The organism is Sedimenticola thiotaurini (genome assembly GCF_001007875.1).
Classification (GTDB): Bacteria; Pseudomonadota; Gammaproteobacteria; order Chromatiales; family Chromatiaceae; genus Sedimenticola; species Sedimenticola thiotaurini.
This window is the reverse complement of sequence record NZ_CP011412.1, coordinates 1,859,104-1,881,720: the sequence shown is the minus strand read 5'-3', so window position 1 is coordinate 1,881,720 and position 22,617 is coordinate 1,859,104. Positions and strand designations below refer to the sequence as shown.

The following is a 22,617-nucleotide window of genomic DNA, read 5'->3' as shown; positions in this document are numbered from 1 at the left end:
TTATGCGGCGCTGGCCGGCTCCTCTTCGCCATCCTGATCATCATCTTCGTTTTGCCGATTGATCCGCTGCAGCCGGCGGAAACTGATCAGAGTGAGCGTGCCCATCAGGGCGATGGAGAAGGACATGGTGAGTGGAGAGCCATCATGATAGTGCCCTACCAGTACACCCACGCCGGCAGCGAACGACATCTGGATAAAACCGAGTAATGCCGATGCGGCACCCGCCATGTGCGGGAACGGGGCCAGGGCGCCTGCCATGGATTGCGGCATGACAATGCCGACGCCAACCATATAGACCATATGGGGCACCACCACCGCAGCCACATGATGCACTTCGGCCAGGGCCAGGATCAGCATACTGATGCCGCCGGTGGCGGCGATCAGCGAACCATAACCGAGCAGCCGGTTGATACCGATGCGGCGTACCAGGCGACCGGCGATCTGGGTGCCGAGCATGAAACCGATCACCACCAGGGCAAAAAAGAGCCCGAACTGCTCCTCCTTGTAACCGAGAAACTCAATGATGATAAAAGATGAACCGGACAGAAAAGAGAACAGCCCGGCAAAGACAAAGCTGCAAGTGAGCGTGTACCAGCGCCAGGTCGGGTGTTTCAGCAGAATACCGTAGTTTTTCAGCAGACTGCTGACGGACATAACGTGGTGGCTGCCAGGCGGTGCGGTTTCCGGGATGCGTATCCCCAGTAGCAGGAGACCGATAGCGCCGTAGACGGCAAGAAACAGGAAGATGGAGTGCCAGCCAAACCAGACCAACAGGTAACCGCCGATAATGGGCGCAGCAGCCGGGGCCACTGCCATGGCGGTACTGATGTAGGAGAGCAGGCGAGCCGATTCCGTGGGGCCGTAAATGTCCCGCACCATGGCGCGCCCCAGCACCGGCCCGGCGCTGCCACCGATGGCCTGCAACAGGCGCAGCGCTGAGAGGGTGCTGATGGAGTCGGTAAAGACAATCGCCAGGCTGCTCAGGGCAAACAGCAGTAATCCGCCCATCAACACCGGCTTTCGGCCGAACCGGTCGGACAACGGGCCGTAGATCAGCTGGGCCAGGGCGAAGCCGATCAGAAATATACTCAGGGTATTCTGCACCTGGTTGATATCGGCATCGAAGCTCTGCATCAGCATGGGAAAGGCCGGCAGATACATGTCGGTGGAGAGCGGGCCAATGGCTACCAGAGAGGCAATGATGGCTGCGGTGAGAAGGGATTTTGGTGAGATCATAGCGCATTCATAACGGGTTTCTGTTTTGGGCGCAATAGTTACACATGAAACAGAGAATCCATCTATTTGTGTGGTATTTGTTTCGTATCGTACGCAACCTGTCGCCAATGGGATGGACAGGACGACGCTTTTTCGTCGTCTGACCGCCCCGGATTGTGCCATCGGTATCAGGGGAAAATCTGTCAAATATCGGGGTCGTACAGCGGCAATTTGTTTGCTTGTTAATTGCTGTCGATACGGCTAACCACCGAGATGAGGGTTCCATCCATGACCCGGGTCTCCAGTTCGTCACCGGGCTGCACCTGGCTGGCCTGTTGCAACAGCTCATGGCTCGGCAGTACCCGGGTGATGGAGTAGCCGCGATGGAGTGTGGCGAGCGGGCTCAGGGTGTCCAGTTTTCCGATGGCCGATTCGAGGGATTGACGTTTGATGCGCAAGTTGGCGGCGGCGGCCAGGATAAGCCGATGACTGAGTCCGTCGAACTGTTCCCGTTGTCGCCGGATCTGGTGAGTCGGGATAACTCCCTGCAGCCGACTTTCCAGTAACCCGATGGTCGCCAGGCGCCGGTCCAGTTGACTCCGGATACCGCGCGCCAGGCGTAGGCTCAGGTCATCCAGGTACTGTAGCTGCTGCTGCAACCGGTTACCCGGATGGCCCCGCTCCAACCGCTTGGTGAGGTTCTCCAGGCTCCTGCGGCTATCGGTAAGATGGCGGATCGTTGCCAGGCGGATACGCCGTTGCAGGGAGTTGATCCGGTCCAGCACTTCCTCTCTGTCCGGAGTGGCCAGCTCCGCCGCCACTGACGGGGTCGGGGCGCGCCGGTCGGCGACGAAATCGGCAATGGTGAAATCCACCTCGTGACCCACTGCGGAGATCAGCGGGATGGTGAGATCGTGGATGACCCGGGCTACCGCCTCATCGTTGAACGCCATCAGGTCTTCCAGGGAGCCGCCACCCCGGGTCAGGATCAGCAGATCGCAATCCTGGCGTTGTTCGGCCAACCGCAGGGCGTTGACCAGGGAGCGTGGGGCCTCCTCTCCCTGGACCTGGGTCGGGTAGATCAGAATTGGCACGGCAGGCAGTCGTCGCTGCAGTACGCTCAGCACGTCCCGGATGGCGGCGCCACTGGGGGAGGTGATCAGCCCGATCCGTTTCGGCAGCAGGGGCAGGGGCAGTTTATGGCTGCTGTCGAAAAGCCCCTCCTGCTGCAGCTTCAGTTTCAGGGCGTCAAAGGCCTGTTGCAGATCCCCTTCGCCTGCCAGCTCCATGTGCTCCGCCACCAGCTGGAACTCGCCACGGCCCTCGTACAGGCCCACCCGGGCCCGGATCAGTACCTTGAGGCCGTTTTCCGGCTGGAAGCGCAGTCGCTGGCGCTTCATGCGGAACATGGCACAGCGCACCTGGGCCTGGGGATCTTTCAGGGTGAAATAGATATGGCCCGAGGCGGGGCGCGCCAGGTTGGAGATCTCCCCCTCTACCCAGAGCAGCGGAAAGCTGCCCTCCAGCACGGCCCGGACCTCGCTGTTGAGGCGGGAGACACTGTAGATATCCCGCTGGAAATTAAGTTCTGTATCACTGGGGGGCATAAAGGGGCCACGCTGGCGTTGACTCGGTTTTAGAAATAAATATTGATTTTGAGTTTACCTTGAATCATCAAGATTTTATAATACTCGGTTTACTGAAACACCTTTCACTTGGGAACCCATTATGCGCCTCGTTCAGGAAGCCCTTACCTTTGATGATGTCCTGCTTCTGCCCGCCCACTCCAGCGTATTGCCCAAGGATGTGGACCTGAGCACCCAGTTCACCCGCGAAATCCGGTTAAATATACCCCTGGTTTCCGCTGCCATGGACACGGTGACCGAATCCCGCCTGGCGATAGCGATGGCTTTGGAAGGCGGCATCGGCATCATGCACAAAAATATGACAGCTGAACAGCAGGCTGCCGAAGTTCGCGCAGTCAAGCGCTACGAGAGCGGTGTCATTATCGACCCGATCACCGTGGGGCCCTCCATGACGATTGGCGAGTTGGTCAAGATCACCCAGGCGAACAAGATCTCCGGGGTGCCGGTGGTTGATGGGGACGATCTGGTGGGCATCGTTACCAACCGGGATGTGCGTTTTGAGACCCGTATGAATGAGCCGGTCTCGGCCATTATGACCCCCAAGGAGCGCCTGATCACGGTCAAGGAGGGCGCGGATCGGGACGAGGTGATGTCCAAGCTGCGAGCCAACCGTATCGAGAAGATTCTGCTGGTCAACGACGCCTTCCAGCTACGCGGCATGATCACGGTGAAGGACATCCAGAAGGCCAAGGATTACCCCTTCGCCTGTCGTGACGACCAGGAACGGCTGCGGGTCGGCGCCGCCGTCGGGGTCGGCGAGGGAACCGAGGAGCGCGTCGAGGCCCTGGTGGCAGCCGGAGTTGACGTAATCGTGGTGGATACCGCCCACGGTCACTCCAAGGGCGTGCTGGATCGGGTGGCCTGGGTTAAGCAGACTTTTCCTCAGGTGCAGGTGATCGGCGGCAATATTGCGACCGCAGCAGCAGCCCGGGCTCTGGTGGAGGCGGGTGCGGATGCGGTCAAGGTCGGTATCGGTCCCGGATCGATCTGTACCACCCGCATCGTCGCCGGCGTCGGGGTTCCCCAGATTACCGCCGTGGCCAACGTGGCCGAGGCGCTGGAAGGCACCGGCGTACCGCTGATCGCCGATGGTGGTCTGCGTTTCTCCGGTGATATCGCCAAGGTCCTGGCCGCCGGCGCCTACACCGTGATGATTGGTGGATTGCTGGCCGGTACCGAGGAAGCGCCGGGCGAGGTGGAGATTTACCAGGGTCGTTCCTACAAGGCCTATCGGGGCATGGGCAGCCTGGGCGCGATGCAGGCGCGGCACGGCTCTGCTGATCGCTATTTTCAGGAAGATACCCAGGACTCCGACAAGCTGGTGCCTGAAGGTATCGAGGGCCGCGTGCCCTATAAAGGTCCGCTGGTGAATGTGATCACCCAGCTGATCGGTGGCGTACGGGCCAGCATGGGTTACACTGGCTGTGCCAACATCGACGAAATGCGCACCAAGCCGGAGTTCGTCCGGGTGACCAACGCCGGTATGCGCGAGTCGCACGTACATGATGTGGCCATCACCAAAGAGGCGCCCAACTATCGCCAGAGTTGATCGCCACGTTGTAACTGTCCGGAAGCCGCAGACCGGTGGTGAGTAGTCACTACCTCTCTGCGGTTCTTTTGTTTCAACATGATTGGAATGCAGACCTATGACTAATCAGGATATCCACGCTCACCGCATACTCATCCTCGATTTCGGTTCCCAGTACACCCAGCTGATTGCCCGGCGGGTGCGCGAGGCCGGGGTCTATTGTGAGATCTGGCCCTACGACAACTGCGAAGCCGCCATCCGGGAACAGCAGCCGGCCGGCATCATCCTGTCGGGTGGTCCGGAATCGGTGACGGGTGAGGATACCCCGCGTGTGCCGGAGCTGGTGTTTGAGCTGGGTGTGCCGGTGCTCGGCATCTGCTACGGCATGCAGACCATGGCGGCCCAACTGGGTGGCAAGGTGGCCGGCTCCGACGCCCACGAATATGGCTATGCCCAGGTGCGGGCCCGCGGGCATTCCAGATTGTTACGGGATATCGAGGACCACACCAACGAAGAGGGCTACGGCCTGCTGGATGTCTGGATGAGCCATGGCGACCGGGTGGAGGAGCTGCCGGAAGGTTTCACCGTGATCGCCGAAACCGCCAATGCGCCACTGGCCGGTATGGCGGATGAAACCCGCGGCTTCTACGGTATCCAGTTCCATCCGGAAGTGACCCACACCCGCCAGGGTGGCCGGATTCTGGAGCGCTTCCTGTTCGAAATCTGTGGCTGCGAGGCACTGTGGAACCCGGCCAGTATCATCCAGGACAGTATCGAGCAGGTCCGGGAGACGGTAGGTAGCCAAGGCAAGGTGCTGTTGGGCCTCTCCGGCGGTGTTGACTCTTCTGTGGTGGCGGCTATGCTGCACAAGGCGATCGGTGACCGCCTCACCTGTATCTTTGTCGACAACGGCCTGTTGCGACTGCATGAAGGTGACCAGGTGATGGCGACCTTCGCTGAACACATGGGCGTGAAAGTGATCCGGGTCGACGCCGAAGAGCGTTTCCTGGCGGCATTGGCCGGCGAGGCCGACCCGGAGAAGAAACGTAAGATCATCGGCAACCTGTTTATCGACATCTTCGAGGAAGAGGCGGCCAAGATCGAGGGCGTGGAGTTCCTGGCCCAGGGCACCATCTATCCGGACGTGATCGAATCCGCCGGTGCCAAGTCGGGCAAGGCCCATGTCATCAAGTCCCACCACAATGTGGGTGGCCTGCCGGACTACATGAAGCTGAAACTGGTTGAGCCGCTGCGTGAACTGTTCAAGGACGAAGTGCGGAAGATCGGCGTCGAACTGGGCCTGCCTTCCGAGATGGTCTACCGTCACCCGTTCCCGGGTCCCGGGCTGGGCGTGCGTATCCTGGGCGAAGTGAAAAAAGCCTACGCCGATCTGCTGCGCCAGGCCGACCACATCTTTATTCAGGAGCTGCGCAATCACGATCTCTATGACCAGGTGAGCCAGGCGTTTGCCGTGTTCCTGCCGGTAAAATCGGTGGGCGTAGTGGGCGATGCCCGGCGCTACGAGTACGTGGTCTCCCTGCGCGCCGTGGAGACGGTGGATTTCATGACCGCCCGTTTCGCCCATCTGCCGTTCGAGTTCCTGGAACTGGTCTCCCGGCGCATCATCAACGAAGTGAGCGGTATCTCACGGGTGGCCTACGATATCTCCAGCAAGCCGCCGGCGACTATTGAGTGGGAATAGACAGTTCCAGCATCTGCTGAGTTCTTAAGCTCGTTAGAAACAGCCCAATCCGTCTGATAGCGGGTTGGGCTGTTTTCTATTGCCGGGTGTCGTTGTGGCAGGTCGATTCTTGAAGGCCGGCTTTTAGCCGGAGGGTTTGTTTCTGGTGCAGGGGGGAGTAAGGTACTGAACTGATACCGGATCTTGCCTTGGTGCCTGATGGAGGAGTTATGGGTACAAAACAGAACACCCAGAGCATGGCTCTGTACTGTGACTTTGAAAATGTCGCGCTCGGTGTGCGGGACGCAAAATATGCCGCTTTCGATATTCAGAAGGTGCTGGAGCGGCTGCTGCTCAAGGGCAATATCGTGGTCAAGAAGGCCTATTGCGACTGGGAACGCTACAAAGAGTTCAAGGTCGCGATGCATGAGGCCTCTTTTGAGATGATAGAGATCCCCCACGTGCGCCAGTCAGGCAAGAACTCGGCAGATATCCGCATGGTGGTGGACGCGCTGGATCTCTGTTACACCAAGTCCCATGTGGATACCTTCGTTATTATCAGCGGTGACTCGGACTTTTCCGCCCTGGTCAGCAAACTGAGAGAAAATAACAAGGTGGTCATTGGCGTCGGCGTGAAGAACTCCACTTCGGATCTGCTGACTTCCAACTGCGATGAGTTCATCTACTACGATGACCTGGTGCGGGAGACGGACAAAACGCACAAGGCGAAGCGCAAGCCGAGCACTAAAACCAAGACCAAAACCAGTGATCCGACCGGAGAAGAGAAAAAACAGAGTGCCATCGACCAGATGATGGAGACCCTGGGGGACCTGTTCGAGGAGCGCGGTGACGAGGAGAAGGTCTGGGGCTCCATGGTCAAGCAGGCGCTGAAACGTCGCAAGCCCGGCTTCAGTGAGCGTTACCACGGTTTTCGCAACTTTGGTGAACTGCTGGAGGAGGCGCAGAAGCGCAAGTTGATCGAACTGGAGCTCGACGATAAGTCCGGTGGTTATATCATCAAGAGCTACGCCCACGAAGCGTAGCGGTGCCGGCGACGGCTGTATAATGCCGTTTTGGCTTTGCCAGGGATGCTGTTGCCAAACCCAAGGTAAAAATCCCTGCCAACCCTCCTGGTTATCCTGATCTGTCGCGGCTGAATGGTGGCAATGTTCGGTAACGGACTGGGCCGGCAGTACAAACGACCAGGCTTGTAATCGGGTTACAGAACAGGAGTTTGAGATAAATTAGGAGGCCCTAGCCGGCAGTTGGAAATAACTCAGGGGCGCCCGGTCCCGTGTCGATTCACGAAGCTTTGACAATGAAGGTCACCCTGCTTCTTCACCTGCTTGGTCAATTTACAGGCTCGGGTAAGCAAAATACCGGGTCAGGGGGTTACTCAATGACCGTTGTTACCGGTCTCAGGGTTAAGTCCCACTTCTCCACATCACGTTACATTTATCATTGACCGCTGCCTTGAGCAACTCAATCAACGGCAGAGCGCGCTGGGCGAGGCTGATAACCGGCTCTTCGTCATCCTCTCCGGCAGGTTTGGCAGTCCCTTTTTCAGACTGTCTCTCGACTTCAATGGCTGCCTCCAGCCGCGCCAGTGCCGCCGGAACATCATCGGCAAGCAGTGCACTGGGTACGGCGCCGCTGTGCCCCATCATTTTCAGAAGGCGCAGGGCGACATCGCCAAACAGGGTAATATCCGCATAGGCGGGACAGCTGAAGGTTACTAACATAATTATCACCTCTATTTAGGTGTTGTGCTGAACGGGAGAGAGTGATCAGCATAATCCGGGTGTCATTCATCCACCCGGATCTGAATAAACGCTTTTCCTCTACCTGTATAGCATGGATTTGTCATTGAGTGTCGTCTGTACCTTGCCACATAAAGGATCCCTCAGGATGGCAAGGGAGTGAATGTTCTCCAGCCAGGCGCTAGTGATAAAAAATTATACCAGGGGCGCACATCCAGCACGCCCTGTTCTGACGCGGTTTGCTGAAAAATGTCCCTTACAGCATCTGGCGTACGGCCTTACCTGTCCCCGCCGGATCGCTGTTGGAGTGCTCTGCTGACCACCGGGGTGGTGCCGGAATTCACTTCATGGTGCCCTGTCGCAGGTAGCGAACATGCCAGGCCAGGGCCTCTTCCAGAATGTGTGGGGTCTGCTTCCCGTGGGCGCGCACCAGGGCGTCCTGGTAGTAGTCCCTGAGGGCATCCCTGTAATCGGGATGGGCGCACTTGTCGATGGTCACCTTGGCGCGCTGTTTCGGCGACAGACCGCGCAGATCGGCCAGCCCCTGTTCGGTGACCAGGACCTGTACATCGTGCTTGGTGTGATCCACGTGGGAGACCATCGGCACCAGGCAGGAGATGGCGCCATCTTTCGCCACCGAGGGGGTCATGAAGATGGAGATGTAGGCGTTGCGGGCGAAGTCACCCGAGCCGCCAATACCGTTCATGATCTGGCTGCCCATCAGGTGGGTGGAGTTGACGTTACCGTAGATGTCGGCTTCCAGCATGCCGTTCATGGCAATCACGCCCAGGCGGCGGATCACCTCCGGATGGTTGCTGATCTCCTGTGGACGCAGGATGATGCGGTCGCGGTAGCGGGCCAGGTCGGCGTTGAGTTCGGTCAGCGCGTCCGGGCTGAGCGAAAAGGCGGTGGCCGAGGCGCAGCTGAGTTTGCCGGACTTGATCAGGTCGAGCATGCCGTCCTGCAGCACCTCGGTGTAGGCAGTCAGCCCTTCGAAGGGGCCGTCGTTGAGACCGCTGAGCACGGCGTTGGCGATGTTACCCACCCCGGACTGCAGGGGCAGTAGATTTTTCGGCAGGCGACCTTTGTGCACCTCGTGTTCGAGAAACTCCAGGATATGGCCGGCGATCCGGCAGGACGCCTCATCCGGCGGGGTAAAGGCGGAGTTGCGGTCGGAGGCATGGGTCTCCACCAACGCCGCCACTTTAGCCGGGTCGATACGGAAGTAGGGCTCACCGATACGGTCGGTGGTGCGCACCAGCGGGATCGGCTTGCGGTTGGGCGGCAGGTCGGTGCCGTAGTAGATATCGTGCATACCCTCCAGCGCTTCGCTCTGCCAGCTGTTGACCTCGAGGATCACCCGGTCGGCCTGTTCGATCCAGGTTTTGTTGTTGCCCACCGAGGAGGAGGGGATCAGCCGTCCATCTTCGGTGATACCCGCCACTTCCACCACGGCCACGTCGAGCTTGCCGAGGAATCCGGACCACACGGTCTGGGCCACGTGGGAGAGGTGGATGTCCATGTACTCCATCTCGCCGGCGTTGATACGCTTGCGGCAGGTGGGATCGGACTGGTAGGGCAGGCGCATATGGACGCCGTCCACCTCGGCCAGCGCGCCGTCCAGCTCGGGGGCGGTGGAGGCGCCGGTCCACACGCCGATACGGAAACGCTGGCCGGCTGCGTTGGCTGTCTCAATGCGGCGCGCCAGGGCGCTGGGCACGGCCTTGGGATAGCCGGCTCCGGTGAAGCCGCTCATACCCACGTTCTCACCCGAGGCAATGAGCGCGGCGGCCTCGTCGGCCGACATGATTTTACTGCGGAATGTCGCACTTCGGATGCGATCAGATGAGGTCATTCGCTGTTCTCCCACTCATGGCGTGAGGTTCGCACTCGGCAAGTGGGTGGTGCACCCCCGCGCCGCGCATCAGCGATACTCGGTACGGGGCCGGAAACAGGCACCCGCCGGGACCGAACCGGGCCCGTCGATTTCAGATGTGTAATGTATTGGGTTCCGCGCTGCTCTGCGTTGGCGGGTCACCGTGGCGCCTACTTGCGACCCTGCGGTAAGGATTCAAATAGTAAGACAAATACCCGGTATGCGCCAGCCATATGGGACCGCCGTTCATATTTATCTATAGCAGACATTTTTGCCGAATAGCGTTGGGATGGAGGCAGGTTTCCATAATTAATCCACAGTCACTCCTTATTGGCCTTGCATACTTCATGCGTAAGAGCAGAACGAAGCAGGAGATAACGATGTCACTCAATCGGAACAGATTCAGGCGGTCCACGGCTCCGTCTGCCGTCTCCCTGGTGCCGGTGTGGGCCGGCGTTATCCTGATCCCGCTGATGGCCGGTTGTGCTGCGCCACGTGTTGCCACGCCGAGCCTGCCGGCGGCGGCCGACACCGCCGAAGTGGTTGCCTATCCATTGCGGGGTCAGAGCGAGCGCCAGATCCGACAGGATCGGTATGAGTGCTACCTGTGGGCGGTACGCCAGAGCGGTTATGACCCGGCTGCGCAGGGCGAGAACATGCACACCGGGACCCAGGTTGTACCCGACCCGCCTGCCGGCGCCGCGACAGTCACTGGCGCGGTGACCGGCGCTGCGGTCGGCGCATTGGTCACCGGGCCGCGTCATGGTGGCGCCGGAGCGGCAGTCGGTGCAGTGGTGGGTGCGCTGGCTGGTGCCAACGTAGACGCGGAACACCAGGCCCGGGCCGATGCGGCCCAGGCCCGGTACGACGCCAGCGTCATCGAGGCGGAGAACCGCCGCGTGGAGGCTTACCGGCGCGCCCTGTCGGCCTGTCTGGATGCACGGGGCTATAGCGTACGCTGAACTGGAGGTGATTATGAAACAGCCAATTCGATATGTGGCCATGGGGACTGCGTTACTGTTGGGCAGCCTGCTGGCATTACCGACTCAGTCTGCTCCGGGACGGGATCCGGGTGGCCCCCGGCATGATAGCTTCCGCTATCCGTCCCGGGGAGCAGTAGTCGACCGGGTGCCACGGGGGCACCGGGTGTTTAATTATCGTGGCCGCCCCTACCATTTTCACGACGGTATCTGGTATCGGCCGCTGGGTAGTCGATTCATGGTAGTGGCACCGCCGGTCGGACTGGTGGTGCCGGTTCTGCCGAAAGGTGCGGTGTTACTCACCATTGGTGGTGTGCCTTACTACCGCTATGGCACTGTCTACTACGCCCATGAGCGGGATGGTTACCGGGTGGTGGAGCCACCGGCCGAGGCACCGGTGGTGGCTGACCCCGCATCGGATGAGCTGTTCGTCTACCCACGCCAGTCACAAAGCGCAGAGCAGCAGGCTAATGACCGTTTTGAATGCCACGAGTGGGCAAGTGACCAGACCGGCTATGATCCGACCCGCAATGGTGGCGGGGTCAGCGGGGACCAGCGCGCTGAACGGCGCAGCGATTACCTGCGGGCCATGACCGCCTGTCTGGAGGCGCGCGGTTATAGCGTGCGCTGAACGTGATCTTTTCGCCCCGCTTCACCGGCCGGTGGGGTGGGCGAATAATTCAGGTCGGGCGCCTGATGCTTGTCCAGGGCGTTCCGGCACACGTCGAGAGTACAACAAAACAGGAGTTCAAGATGTCAGTCAATTGGCACACCCACAGACTGTTAACGGCACTTTTTGTCGCCTCCCTGGTATCAGGCCTGGCGTCCTGCGGGGCAGGACCGCAAAAGCGGGGTGAACGGCCCCAGCAACCGCCACCCGAGGCGATTGCGGCATGCGAAGAGCTTTCAGAGGGTGATGCGTGCAGTTTCACCGGGCCACGCAATGATGAAGTAAAAGGTATCTGCACGGTGCTGAAGAGTGATCAGGAGACGTTGGCCTGTGCCCCTGAAGGCGGCCCTTCTGGCAAGGGCGGACGGCGACGTCGCTAAACCGGTCCGTTATCCGGTCGGGGAATCGAATGGGTGTCGATCAAGGTTGAATCAACAGAGCGGTTCTGCAATCGGCTCCGATGCTGATCCGGAGCAATCACTGATGCCGGCCCCCCCTGTTAAGCTTGGGCACAGACCAGGCATAAACCAGAAGGATATAAACGATGACTACTTCTGACACCATGAAAGCACTTGTCTACCACGGCCCCGGCACCAAATCGCTCGACAGTGTGCCCAAACCGACGGTTCTGCAACCGACCGACGCCGTGGTCCGTATTACCAAGACCACTATCTGTGGTACCGATCTCCACATCCTCAAGGGTGATGTTCCCGCCGTGACCGAAGGAAGGATTCTCGGTCACGAAGGGGTGGGGGTTGTGGAAGCGGTCGGCGATGGGGTGAGCAACTTCAAGCCGGGTGACCGGGTGCTGATCTCCTGTATCACCTCCTGCGGTAAATGTGAGTATTGTAAGCAGCAGATGTATGCGCACTGCGAAGATGGCGGCTGGATCCTGGGGCACCTGATCGACGGCACCCAGGCCGAATATGTGCGTATTCCCCATGCCGATAACAGTCTCTACCCGATTCCGGACGGTGCCGATGAAGAGGCACTGGTGATGCTCAGTGATATACTGCCTACCGGCTTCGAAATCGGTGTGCTGTATGGTGCGGTTAAGCCCGGTGATACGGTGGCCATCGTGGGTGCCGGGCCGGTCGGAATGGCGGCCCTGCTGACCGCGCAATTCTTCTCGCCGGGTCGGATCATCATGGTCGATCTTGATGATGCAAGGCTGGAAATGGCGCGGAAGTTTGGTGCTACCGACCTGATCAACAGCGGCGGCGCCGATACCCTTGATGCGATCCTGGCGCTGACCAGGGATGGTGTTGATGTGGCCATTGAGGCGGTTGGTATTCCCCAGACCTTCGATGTCTGTCAGCGTATCGTGAGGCCCGGTGGGCACATCGCCAATGTGGGCGTACACGGCACCAGCGTCGATCTGCAGATTCAGGATCTGTGGATAAAAAACATCACCCTCACTACCGGGTTGGTCAACACCAATACCACTCCCATGCTGTTGAAAACCGTGCAGTCCGGTACGTTGCAGCCTGCCCGGCTGATCACCCACCATTTCTCCCTTGACGAGATGCTCAAGGCATATGAAGTGTTCGGAAATGCGGCCCAGGAGCAGGCTCTGAAAGTGATTGTCGACGCCTGAGTTATCCGGGGGAGGTGTTCGCCTCCCCCTTATCCCGGACCGTTCAGAGTCTGTGCATGGTTATGATTGATTGGATCGGGTCGTCCCCGCTGTCAGGCGCGAATATCCACCAACCCCCCTTCGGGCATGGTCTGTTGAAAAATATCCTTGATGGCATCCAGCGTAGTGGCCTTCTCGGCATCTGTCAGATCACCATCGTAATACTCGGTTAACAGCTGGTTGAGTTGTTGCAGCATATCCTCACTGATGTTCAGGGTGGCTACCCCCTCTCCGCCGCGCGGTGGTGGCGGTCCGTCGGGACGGTCTGATGTGACACCGGCCAGCTCCCCAACGGCTCTGGCATCGAAACCGTAGCTGGCCATGGTTTCCGCCAGGCCGCGTCCCTCGGCTATCCCCGCTTCGCTGAATGTATTGACAATCTCCTGGGCGTCCGCCTCGGTCAGGTTGTCCGGGTCATAGTTGGAGAGGGTGTCTGCAATCAGTTGAAGTTGATCCTGTGTTAAGGAGGTGTTTTGTCCGGAGGACTGGGTGGGGTAATAACCCGATGTTCCGATACCTGGGGTTTGCATACTCATTGTTACTGCACCTCCGTTTTTTGGATGGATTCCGTTGTAGTATGGAAAGTGAAGTGGCAAACAATGTGCAGAAATCGTGAACGTTGTTCCGATAGGCGGTAATCTCGGAAAGGTTTGAGGCGGGATAGGGACTCTTCCCGCTGGTTTTAAAAGGGGGAGCAGGGATGTCCTTTTTTTTTGCCAAATTGGATGCATACTATTGACTCTGCATCTCACCATGATCACCACCACTGTGCCCGACAATGACCATTACCCGAAAATTCTTTTTCATCCAGTTGTTGATCGCCCTGATCCTTGTGACCGGGATGTACCTGTTTGTGCAGTGGTCATTCGACCGTGGTTTTATTCGCTATATCGATGAGCACGAGAACCAGTTGGCGGAGAGTCTGGTCATTGAGTTGAGCGCCATTTATGCTGAGGATGGAGGCTGGGACAAATTGGCCGCGTTTCCCGAACGCTGGCTGCAACTGGTGACTTCATCAGTCGGTTTGCCACTGACCGGGGATCGTCTGAGACATCGGGCCGAGCGTCTGATGGAGAATGGCTGGCCCCCCAGGCACCTGCCACATCCTCCCGCCGGTTTGCCACAACCGTTTGAATGGCGAACCCGCCTGTTGGATGCCGAGCAGCGGATGATATACGGTCCAAGGGATCAGCCTCTGAGAGAGCTTGAGCTTCGTCCGATCAAAAATCCCGATGGCAAGGTGGTTGGCTATCTGGGTGTGGAGCGAGAGAGCGCGATGTTTTCGGCGGCCCGGGACCTGCAGTTCTCCCGGCAGCAGAACAAAGCCTATTTCGTCATCGCTGTGATCATGCTGTTGATCTCGGCCGGTATTGCCATGCCCCTGGCCCAGCGCTTTGTCGATCCGATCAAAAAACTGACGCTGGCGACACGTAAACTGGCATCCGGTGACTACAGCCCCCGTATCGATCACCAGACCAATGATGAACTGGGTCAGTTGGCCAGGGACTTCAATGAACTTGCCCTGACCCTCAGCCAGAACGAGTCATTGCGTCGTCGCTGGGTGGCAGATATTTCCCACGAGTTGCGTACGCCACTGACGGTGCTGCTGGGTGAAATCGATGCCCTTCGGGATGGGGTCTATGAACTGGACCGGAACTCATTGAACTCCCTGCACCAGGAGGCGCAACTGCTGTCCCGGTTGGTGAACGATCTGTATGAATTGTCGATGTCCGATATCGGTGCTCTCGACTATCACAAGGTCCCGGTGGATCTGGGGGCGGCCGCCAGGGATGTCCTGGAGGGCCTGACCCAGGCGTTCGAGGACAAATCCATACAGATGGAAACGGCGGGTCTGGATGAGTCCCGGACGATCGTCTACGCCGATCCTGATCGCATCGATCAGCTGCTCTCCAACCTGTTGCAAAACACCCTCCGTTATACTGACGATGGAGGTCGGGTCAGGCTGACCCTGGCCCGCAAGGGTGACCTTGTTCGGCTACAGTTGGAAGATTCGGCCCCCGGTGTTACCCCGGCGGAGTTGCCGAAACTGTTCGACCGGCTCTATCGGGCCGATTCCTCGCGCAATCGAAAGAGCGGCGGCACCGGTCTTGGTCTGGCTATTTGTAAAAATATTGCGGAAGCTCACGGGGGGGCATTAAAGGCGGAATCTTCTGCCCTGGGTGGTTTGAGTCTCACCTTTGAGCTGCCGTTGATGAAGGAGACCCCGGCATGAATGGGACCATCCTAGTGGTGGAGGATGAAGAAAAACTGGCGCGGCTGCTCACCAGCTATCTGAAACAGTCGGGCTACGCAGTTCAGTGTCTGTATGAAGGAGACGGCGTGAGTGCCTGGATCCGTCAGCATCAGCCGGATCTGGTTCTGCTGGATCTGATGCTGCCGGGCACGGATGGGTTGGATATCTGTCGTGATGTACGCACATTCAGCACCGTACCGATTATCATGGTGACCGCCCGGGTAGAGGAGATCGATCGCTTGCTGGGCCTGGAGCTTGGCGCCGATGACTATATCTGCAAACCCTACAGCCCCCGTGAAGTGGTGGCGCGGGTCCGGGCCGTATTACGCCGGGTGAACCAGTCCGTGTTATCCGGTGATGGGCCACTGTTGGAGCTGCATGAGGAGCAGTTGCGAGTGGTTGCCGGTAATAAATCGCTGGAACTTACCGCAGTGGAGTTCCATCTCCTGCAGACCCTGATCCAGTCAGTTGGCCGGATCTACTCCCGGGATCAGTTGATGGACCGTATCTATGTGGACAGACGCATTGTCAGTGAACGCACGATCGACAGTCATATCAAGAAGTTGCGTCGCAAGCTGGCCGCCCTGCTGCCCGGACAGGAGGTGATCCAGTCGGTCTATGGCGTGGGGTATAAATACGACCCGAACGGTTGAACGGCAATGGGTCTGACGATTACATGATTGCTGCAGAATTATTGCACATTGGTACTTCAGAATAGCCTCTGTATAAAGAAAACCGCCTGACAACGGGAGCCCTGGTATCCAGAGCCGGGGGGGTAGGATAAGGTCATGCCGCTTAAAAACAGTCAACGAAACTATGGATTGATCGCCCGGTCACTGCATTGGCTGACGGCCGCTCTGTTTCTGGCCGCCTATTGCGCTGTCTATTATCGGCACTGGTTTACCGAAAGCCGGACAACCGAGAATATGATCGCTTTTCAGCTGCACCTGTCATTCGGCATCACTATCGGCGTTGTGGTGCTGCTGAGGCTGTTGTGGCGCCTGTATGACAGTGCCCCCGAGTCTGAAGCAACCAGTTGGTGGGCCAATAGTCTCGCCCGTATCGGGCACCTGGCGCTGTACGCCGTGATGATCATTATGCCGCTCACCGGCTATCTGGGTACCGGTGGCAACACCAACTATTTCTTTCTGTTCGAGATCCCCCGATTTCAGGATACGGCGCTTTTCTCCTGGCTGGTCACCGGTGGCCTGGGCATGACGTTTGAGCAGTTCGAAGCGCCGGTTGATTTTATCCATAAGCAACTCCTGGGGCAGTGGCTCGCCTGGTTGCTGATAGCCGGGCACGCCCTGGCGGCACTCTACCATCACTACATATTGCAGGACCGTACGTTGAAAAGAATGACTTCCGGCTGAAAGTGGTGCGCCCCAACTCCCCGTTTCCCCAATTTTTGCGCATTTGATACGCAATCCTCCCGTACAATCCTAACTCCGACGATTTTTTCCGTGGTTTAGCCAACAGCAACTATTCAGCGATGAGTCAGGATCAATATTACCGCCGTATCTTCTCTTTCAGGCGACTTAAAGGCTTGCTGATGATTGCCCTGTTGCCCCTGGTCGGCTGTACGACCTTGTCCGGTGATCCGGTTACCCCCGTGGAGCCGATCGGACAGTTCTCCCGATCCGGCCAGGTTCCCCCGGCGGCCCGCTGGTGGGAGGCGTTGCCCGATGAGCAGTTGCAGATCCTGGAACAGGCCGCACTGGCGGACAATCCGGACCTGCTGGCCACCCGGGCCCGTCTGGACCAGGCGGCAGCACTAGCCCGCAAGACCGGTGCCCAACTGTTACCCCAGGTAGAGGCTGGATTGTCCCGCAAAGAGAGTGATGGCACGCGCAGCTATGTCGGCACTCTGGCGGCCAGTTATGAACTGGATCTCTGGGGTGGTCTCCAGGCGGAAACCGAATCGGCCCGTCAATCCTGGCTGGCAAGCCGGGAAGCCCTGGATGCGGCGGCTGTCTCCCTGACGGCGGAGGTGGCGGACACCTGGTATCAGCTCATCGAGCAGGCTGGCCAGATCCAATTACTGCAGGAGCAGCAGCAGACCAATCAGCAGATGCTGGAACTGGTGGAGTTGCGTTTTGATCGCGGCAAGGTACAGGCTACCGATGTTTTACAGCAGCGCCAGTTGATCGAGTCATTCGAGGTGCAGCTGGCCGATGCCCGCGCCCAGCAGGCGGTGCTCAGGCACCAGCTCAAGGCGTTGCTGGGGAAATCACCGACAGACCCGGATGTTACCCTGCCGGTTGGTGAATTGATTGCACTGCCGCCGCTGCCGGCGACCGGTCTGCCGGCCCAACTGGTGCAGCAGCGCCCGGACGTGCGGGAGGCGTTCCACACCCTGCGCGGCGCCGAAGCGGACATCGCCACAGCGGTGGCCGATCGCTTCCCCAGTATCACCCTGGGTGCCACCCTGTCCAGCACCGCGGGTGGCCTGAGCAACCTGTTCAACGACTGGGTTACCCTGCTCGCCGCCGAGCTGCTGGGGCCGGTTTTTGATGGCGGGCAGCGCCGCGCTGAGGTGGACCGGAGCAAAGCCGCAGCACGGGCAGCGTTGCACGATTACAGCAGTACCGTCATCGATGCTCTCACCGAAGTGGAAGACGCCCTGGTGCGGGAGCGGCAGCAATCGCTACTGTTGCAGAGCCTGGATCGTCAGTTGGCACTCACCCAGGAAGTGGTTGAACGTGCCCGTTACAACTACACCAAGGGAAGTGTCGATTACCTTACCGTCCTGGATGCGTTGCGCACCCATCAGGGGCTGCAACGGGACCAGCTCACCGCCCGTCGCCAGTTGCTCTCCTATCGCATCGCCTTACATCGTGCCCTCTCCGGGGGCTGGCTGGCGGACTCTCTTGAACAGGACGTTGCAGCACTACCATCCAATGATTGAGATAGCAGATTTATGAGTCAGACCACAGTGAACATGGAGCCAGACAGCGCCGGGCAAAACCCGCCGGGAATCGGCCGACGCCTTTTGCGCTGGCTGGTACCGCTTATGATTATCGGTGCAGGCGTCGTCGTCGGTATGCTGTTGCTCAACAGCGGACCCAAGGCGCGTATGGCTCCCCAACCCCCCCAGTCCCGACTGGTTGAATTCACCACCTTCACCCCCGCCAGACAGATACCGCTGTTTGAGGCCATGGGGACGGTGATGGCTTCCCAGGAGAGTACGCTCTACCCCATGGTAAGCGGCACGGTGGTGGCTCTCAGTGACCAGTTGGTGCCGGGCGGCCAGTTCGCGTCCGGTGAAGAGATGTTGCGAATTGATGATACCGACTATCAACTCGCCCTGCGCCAGCAGGAGGCGTCGGTTGCCGAGGCGCAGGCTGCGTTGCAGGAGGAGTTGGGGGAGCAGGCTGTCGCCAAACGGGAGTATGAACTGCTGGGGCGGGAGCTGGAGGCGGCAGATAAGGCGCTGGTATTACGCGAGCCACAGCTGGCCAGTGCCCGGGCCACCCTGGCGAGTGCCCGGGCCGGGCTTGATCAGGCCAGGCTGGATCTGGCCCGCACCCGGGTGATCGCCCCGTTTGACGGCATGGTGCTGTCACGCAGTGTGGATCTGGGTACCCGGGTGACCACCAGTACCGCCCTGCTGACCCTGGTGAATGTGGATACTTTCTGGATTGAGGCCAGTATTCCTGTCAGCGATCTTGCCCGGATCGCCATTCCCCGCAAGGCGGGTGACACGGGAGCCGAGGTGGAGATCTATCAGATCGCCCGGAACGAGGTGCAGATGCGGCACGGCCGGGTATTGCGACTGATACCGGAACTGGACAGCGACAGCCGCATGGCGCGCCTGTTGATCGAAGTGGATGATCCGCTCGCCCTGGGCGAGGAGCATGCCGGTCTTCCTCTCCTGATGGTCAACGATTACGTCCGGGTGCGTATTGCCGGTGAGCCGATCCCGGGGGTTGTGAAGCTCCCCCGGAGCCTGCTCCATGATGATGACACCGTCTGGATCATATCACCCGAAGACAAGCTGGAGATACGTCCGGTAGAGGTGGTGCACCGTGCCGGCGATCATGTGCTGGTGAAGTCCGGCATCGACAGCAGTGACAGAATCGTAACTGTGGAATTGAGTACACCGGTGGCCGGCATGCCGCTGCGGCTGCAGAGCGATCAAGCCGATCCCCATCCGGCGACCGCCGGCCAGCCGCCGCTATCCGGACGGGGGGCAGGCTCGTGAGCATGCCCGGCGGTTCACAGGGGCAGGCCCGTGGTCCGATCGCCTGGATGGCGCACAACCGGGTTACGCCCAACCTGTTGATGCTGGTGCTGCTGTTTGGCGGACTGTTCACCTCCTGGACCATCAAGGAGGAGGTGTTCCCCGACTTCACGCTGGACCAAGTGGATATCAATGTGGAGTATTCCGGCGCCAGCCCTGAAGAGGTGGAGCAGGGTATTGTGCTGGCTATTGAAGAGGCGATTCGCGGCGTCGAAGGCATTGAGGAGATCACCGCGACCGCTGGTGAAGGGAGCGCCTCGGTCAGCGCCGAACTCAGTAGCGACGCCGATGTGATGCGTGTCTACCAGGATATTCAGCAGGAGGTGGATGCCATCACCACTTTTCCGGAAGACGCGGAGGAGCCCCAGGTCTCCCTCGCCAGCCGTCAGCGGGAGGTGCTGGGTGTGGCGGTTGCCGGCCCGGTGAGCGACTGGATCCTGCGGGAGGTTGCCGAGACCGTCCGGGAGCGACTGCTGCTGCAACCGGACATTACCCAGCTGGAGATGCGTGGCGAACGTGATTACGAAGTTCAGGTTGAGATCGACCGGGATACCCTGCGCCGTTACAACCTGACCCTGGCCGATATAGCCATCACGATTGATAACAGCTCCGTGGAACTGCCCGGCGGCAGCCTGGAAACCCGCGGCGGCGAGATCCTGTTGCGGGTAAAGCAGCGCCGCGACTGGGCAGCGGAGTTTGCCCGTATCCCCATAGTAACCACCGATAGCGGGGGTTACCTGACCCTGGATCAGATCGCCACCGTCAGGGATGGTTTTGAGGATGATGACAGCTCGCAGAAATTCAATGGCAGCCCGAGTATCATCCTGGATGTCTACCGGGTCGGTGAACAGACCCCCAGCCAGGTAGCATCGGCTACCCGGACCGTGATTGCCGATATCACTCCCGAACTTCCCCCCGGGGTATCCCTGACGATTGAGCACGATATGTCCGAGGTGTACCAGCAGCGTCTTGAACTGCTGTTAAAGAACGCCTTCCTGGGTCTGGCGTTGGTGCTGATCGTGTTGGGGGCGTTCCTGGAGTTCAAGCTCGCTTTCTGGGTCACCCTGGGTATTCCGACCAGTTTCCTCGGCGCCTTCCTGTTTCTGCCAAGCATGGATGTGTCGCTGAACATGATCTCCATGTTTGCCTTCATCGTCGCCCTCGGTATCGTGGTGGATGATGCCATTATCGCCGGTGAGAATATCTACGAGCGACGACAGCAGGGCATGGGTAACCTGGCTGCGGCGATTGCCGGAGCGCGGGAGGTGTCCATGCCGATCGCGTTCAGCATTCTGACCAACCTGGTTGCCTTTATGCCGCTCTATTTTATACCCGGCACCATGGGCAAGGTGTTCCAGGTGATACCGGTTGTGGTCTCGGCCGTGTTCCTGATCTCCTGGGTCGAGGCGCTGGTGATTCTGCCGGCCCACCTAGGCCACTCACGCCCCGGTCATTACAATCCGCTAGCCCGTTGGCTGCATGACCGGCAACAGTATGTTGCCAACGGTTTGAATCGCTTTGTCGAACGATACTACCGACCACTGCTGGTGGTGAGTCTGCGTAACCGGTATCTCACGGTAGCTATCGGTATCGCGGTCCTGAGCGTGGTACTCGGTTACGCCTTGAGTGGGCGTATGGGCTTTACGCTCATGCCCCGGGTTGAGTCGGACCGGGCCATAGTTACGGCGACGCTGCCCTATGGCTCTCCCCTGGAGAAGGTGCAGCAGGTCGAAACCAGACTGGTGAACGCCATCGAGCAGGTTGCTGCCGAAGTGGGGCGTGATCAGCTGCTGAAAAGTATCGACACCAACATCGCGGAAAACGTCAGCAGCATACGCCTGACCCTGCACGATGAGGGTATCCGGCCGATTGAAGCGGGTGAGGTGACACGACGCTGGCGCGCTGCGGTCGGCCCCCTGCCGGAGGTGGAGTCGCTGCGTTTTGAGTCGGATCTGGGTGGGCCGGGACGTGGCGCAGCCCTGACCGTGGAGTTGAGCCACAACAATATCGATACGCTGGATGAGGCCAGTGCCAGCCTGGCTCAGAAGCTGGCGGAACTGCCTTTGGTGACCGACATCAAGGATGGGTTCTCGCCGGGCAAGCGACAGCTGGATTTTGCCCTGCTGCCGGAAGGCCGCAGTCTGGGTCTGACTGCCGAAGATGTTGCCCGCCAGGTGCGCAACGCCTTCTACGGTGCCGAGGCGCTCCGCCAACAGCGGGGCCGGAACGAGGTCAAGGTACAGGTGCGCCTGCCCGAAGCACAACGGATCAGCGAATATGATATCGAACAGTTCCGCCTGAAAACCCCGGATGGGGGTTGGGTGCCTCTGGTGGAGGTGGCCCGCATTAAACAGGGCCATGCCTACACCAGTATTGAACGCCGTGATGCCCGGCGTATCGTCAATGTTACCGCCAATGTCGAACCGGTGGACCAGACCAATCAGGTGGTGGCCACCTTGCGCAGCCAGATACTTCCCGATCTGCTGGAGCAGTATCCGGGCCTGAGCTACAGCTTCCAGGGCAGGCAGGCCGATACCAGTGACAGTGTAACCAGCCTGCGCAACAGTGCGCTGGCGGCGTTGTTGATTATCTACACCATGCTGGCCATTCCGTTCCGCAGCTACACTCAGCCGATTCTGGTCATGGTGGCCATTCCGTTTGGTGCCGTGGGCGCTCTGCTCGGTCACCTGTTGATGGGGTTCAGCCTGAGCGTGGTGAGCCTGATGGGGATCATCGCCCTGTCCGGTGTGGTGGTGAACGACAGCCTGGTATTGATCGACTATGCCAACCGGCAACGTGGTGACGGACAGGATCCCCTGCATGCCATTATCGCTGCGGGTACGCGGCGTTTCCGGCCTATCCTGCTCACCACCCTGACCACATTCGGTGGTCTGGCGCCGATGATCTTCGAAACCAGCGTGCAGGCCAAGATGATGATCCCGATGGCCATCTCTCTCGGCTACGGGATTCTGTTTGCCACCGTGATCTCCCTGCTGCTGGTGCCCAGTCTCTACCTGATCCTGGATGATCTCACCGTGCGACGGGAGATGCCGGACGAGATTAATCCTGCGCCTGCGCTGGAAGAGCAGTCCTGAGAGTAAGTACGGCCGGCCCGGTGGCCGGTCTGC

Annotated in this window: 18 protein-coding genes; 13 read left to right on the top strand and 5 right to left on the bottom strand. The window is 59.5% G+C overall.

Annotated elements, in window-relative coordinates; all coding sequences use genetic code 11:
• Both AAY24_RS08560 and xseA read right to left on the bottom strand, forming a co-directional pair.
• Positions 1-1,236, bottom strand: coding sequence for a Bcr/CflA family multidrug efflux MFS transporter (locus AAY24_RS08560; protein WP_046859328.1), 1,236 nt, complete (start codon positions 1,234-1,236; stop codon positions 1-3).
• A 221-nt stretch (positions 1,237-1,457) separates the two neighbouring features.
• Positions 1,458-2,822, bottom strand: a complete 1,365-nt coding sequence (xseA, locus tag AAY24_RS08555; RefSeq protein WP_046859327.1) for an exodeoxyribonuclease VII large subunit — start codon at positions 2,820-2,822, stop codon at positions 1,458-1,460.
• 121 nt (positions 2,823-2,943) lie between these two features.
• Between xseA and guaB the strand changes: the two genes are divergently transcribed.
• The 3 genes from guaB (at position 2,944) to AAY24_RS08540 (ending at position 7,113) form a co-directional block, all read left to right on the top strand.
• A complete protein-coding gene (guaB, locus tag AAY24_RS08550; protein WP_046859326.1) occupies positions 2,944-4,410 on the top strand; it encodes an IMP dehydrogenase in 1,467 nt (488 codons plus the stop codon).
• Between the two features lie 97 nt (positions 4,411-4,507).
• Positions 4,508-6,091 carry a glutamine-hydrolyzing GMP synthase gene (guaA, locus tag AAY24_RS08545; protein WP_046859325.1) on the top strand — a complete coding sequence of 528 codons (1,584 nt, stop codon included), beginning with the start codon at positions 4,508-4,510 and terminating at the stop codon, positions 6,089-6,091.
• Between the two features lie 209 nt (positions 6,092-6,300).
• On the top strand, positions 6,301-7,113 hold the full coding sequence (locus AAY24_RS08540) for an NYN domain-containing protein (protein ID WP_046859324.1): 813 nt from the start codon (positions 6,301-6,303) through the stop codon (positions 7,111-7,113).
• Between the two features lie 381 nt (positions 7,114-7,494).
• On the opposite strand, the gene AAY24_RS08535 is transcribed toward AAY24_RS08540, so the two are convergent.
• Positions 7,495-7,812 (bottom strand): DUF1840 domain-containing protein, encoded by a 318-nt coding sequence (locus AAY24_RS08535; protein WP_046859323.1) that lies wholly within the window; start codon positions 7,810-7,812, stop codon positions 7,495-7,497.
• A gap of 358 nt (positions 7,813-8,170) precedes the next feature.
• Positions 8,171-9,685, bottom strand: a complete 1,515-nt coding sequence (locus AAY24_RS08530) for an acetyl-CoA hydrolase/transferase family protein (RefSeq protein WP_046859322.1) — start codon at positions 9,683-9,685, stop codon at positions 8,171-8,173.
• Between the two features lie 401 nt (positions 9,686-10,086).
• Here AAY24_RS08530 and AAY24_RS19415 point away from each other — a divergent pair, with 401 nt between their 5' ends.
• The 4 genes from AAY24_RS19415 to AAY24_RS08510 all read left to right on the top strand — a co-directional run bounded on the left by AAY24_RS19415 (position 10,087) and on the right by AAY24_RS08510 (position 12,953).
• A complete protein-coding gene (locus AAY24_RS19415) occupies positions 10,087-10,668 on the top strand; it encodes a hypothetical protein (protein ID WP_052761149.1) in 582 nt (193 codons plus the stop codon).
• A 13-nt stretch (positions 10,669-10,681) separates the two neighbouring features.
• Positions 10,682-11,317 carry a DUF6515 family protein gene (locus AAY24_RS08520; protein WP_052761148.1) on the top strand — a complete coding sequence of 212 codons (636 nt, stop codon included), beginning with the start codon at positions 10,682-10,684 and terminating at the stop codon, positions 11,315-11,317.
• A gap of 122 nt (positions 11,318-11,439) precedes the next feature.
• Entirely contained in the window at positions 11,440-11,736 is a 297-nt protein-coding gene (locus AAY24_RS19160) for a hypothetical protein (RefSeq protein WP_199930536.1), read from the top strand.
• 164 nt (positions 11,737-11,900) lie between these two features.
• Positions 11,901-12,953, top strand: coding sequence for a zinc-dependent alcohol dehydrogenase family protein (locus AAY24_RS08510; protein ID WP_335337228.1), 1,053 nt, complete (start codon positions 11,901-11,903; stop codon positions 12,951-12,953).
• Positions 12,954-13,045: 92 nt separating this feature from the next.
• Here the strand turns inward: AAY24_RS08510 and AAY24_RS08505 are convergent, their stop codons facing one another.
• The gene (locus tag AAY24_RS08505) at positions 13,046-13,528 is read right to left on the bottom strand and encodes a hypothetical protein (protein ID WP_052761147.1); all 483 of its coding nucleotides are present in this window, start codon (positions 13,526-13,528) and stop codon (positions 13,046-13,048) included.
• Positions 13,529-13,770: 242 nt separating this feature from the next.
• Between AAY24_RS08505 and AAY24_RS08500 the strand changes: the two genes are divergently transcribed.
• The 6 genes from AAY24_RS08500 to AAY24_RS08475 all read left to right on the top strand — a co-directional run bounded on the left by AAY24_RS08500 (position 13,771) and on the right by AAY24_RS08475 (position 22,584).
• Positions 13,771-15,225: an ATP-binding protein gene (locus AAY24_RS08500; protein WP_046859319.1), complete on the top strand. Its 1,455-nt coding sequence runs from the start codon at positions 13,771-13,773 to the stop codon at positions 15,223-15,225.
• Positions 15,222-15,899, top strand: a complete 678-nt coding sequence (locus AAY24_RS08495; RefSeq protein WP_046859318.1) for a response regulator — start codon at positions 15,222-15,224, stop codon at positions 15,897-15,899. Before AAY24_RS08500 ends, AAY24_RS08495 begins: the two co-directional genes overlap by 4 nt.
• Positions 15,900-16,034: 135 nt before the next feature.
• The gene (locus AAY24_RS08490; RefSeq protein WP_046859317.1) at positions 16,035-16,619 is read left to right on the top strand and encodes a cytochrome b; all 585 of its coding nucleotides are present in this window, start codon (positions 16,035-16,037) and stop codon (positions 16,617-16,619) included.
• 119 nt (positions 16,620-16,738) lie between these two features.
• Positions 16,739-18,154, top strand: a complete 1,416-nt coding sequence (locus tag AAY24_RS08485; RefSeq protein ID WP_052761146.1) for an efflux transporter outer membrane subunit — start codon at positions 16,739-16,741, stop codon at positions 18,152-18,154.
• Positions 18,155-18,166: 12 nt separating this feature from the next.
• On the top strand, positions 18,167-19,450 hold the full coding sequence (locus AAY24_RS08480; protein WP_082117086.1) for an efflux RND transporter periplasmic adaptor subunit: 1,284 nt from the start codon (positions 18,167-18,169) through the stop codon (positions 19,448-19,450).
• Positions 19,451-19,452: 2 nt separating this feature from the next.
• Positions 19,453-22,584, top strand: a complete 3,132-nt coding sequence (locus AAY24_RS08475) for an efflux RND transporter permease subunit (protein WP_046859316.1) — start codon at positions 19,453-19,455, stop codon at positions 22,582-22,584.
• Positions 22,585-22,617: the final 33 nt, after the last annotated feature.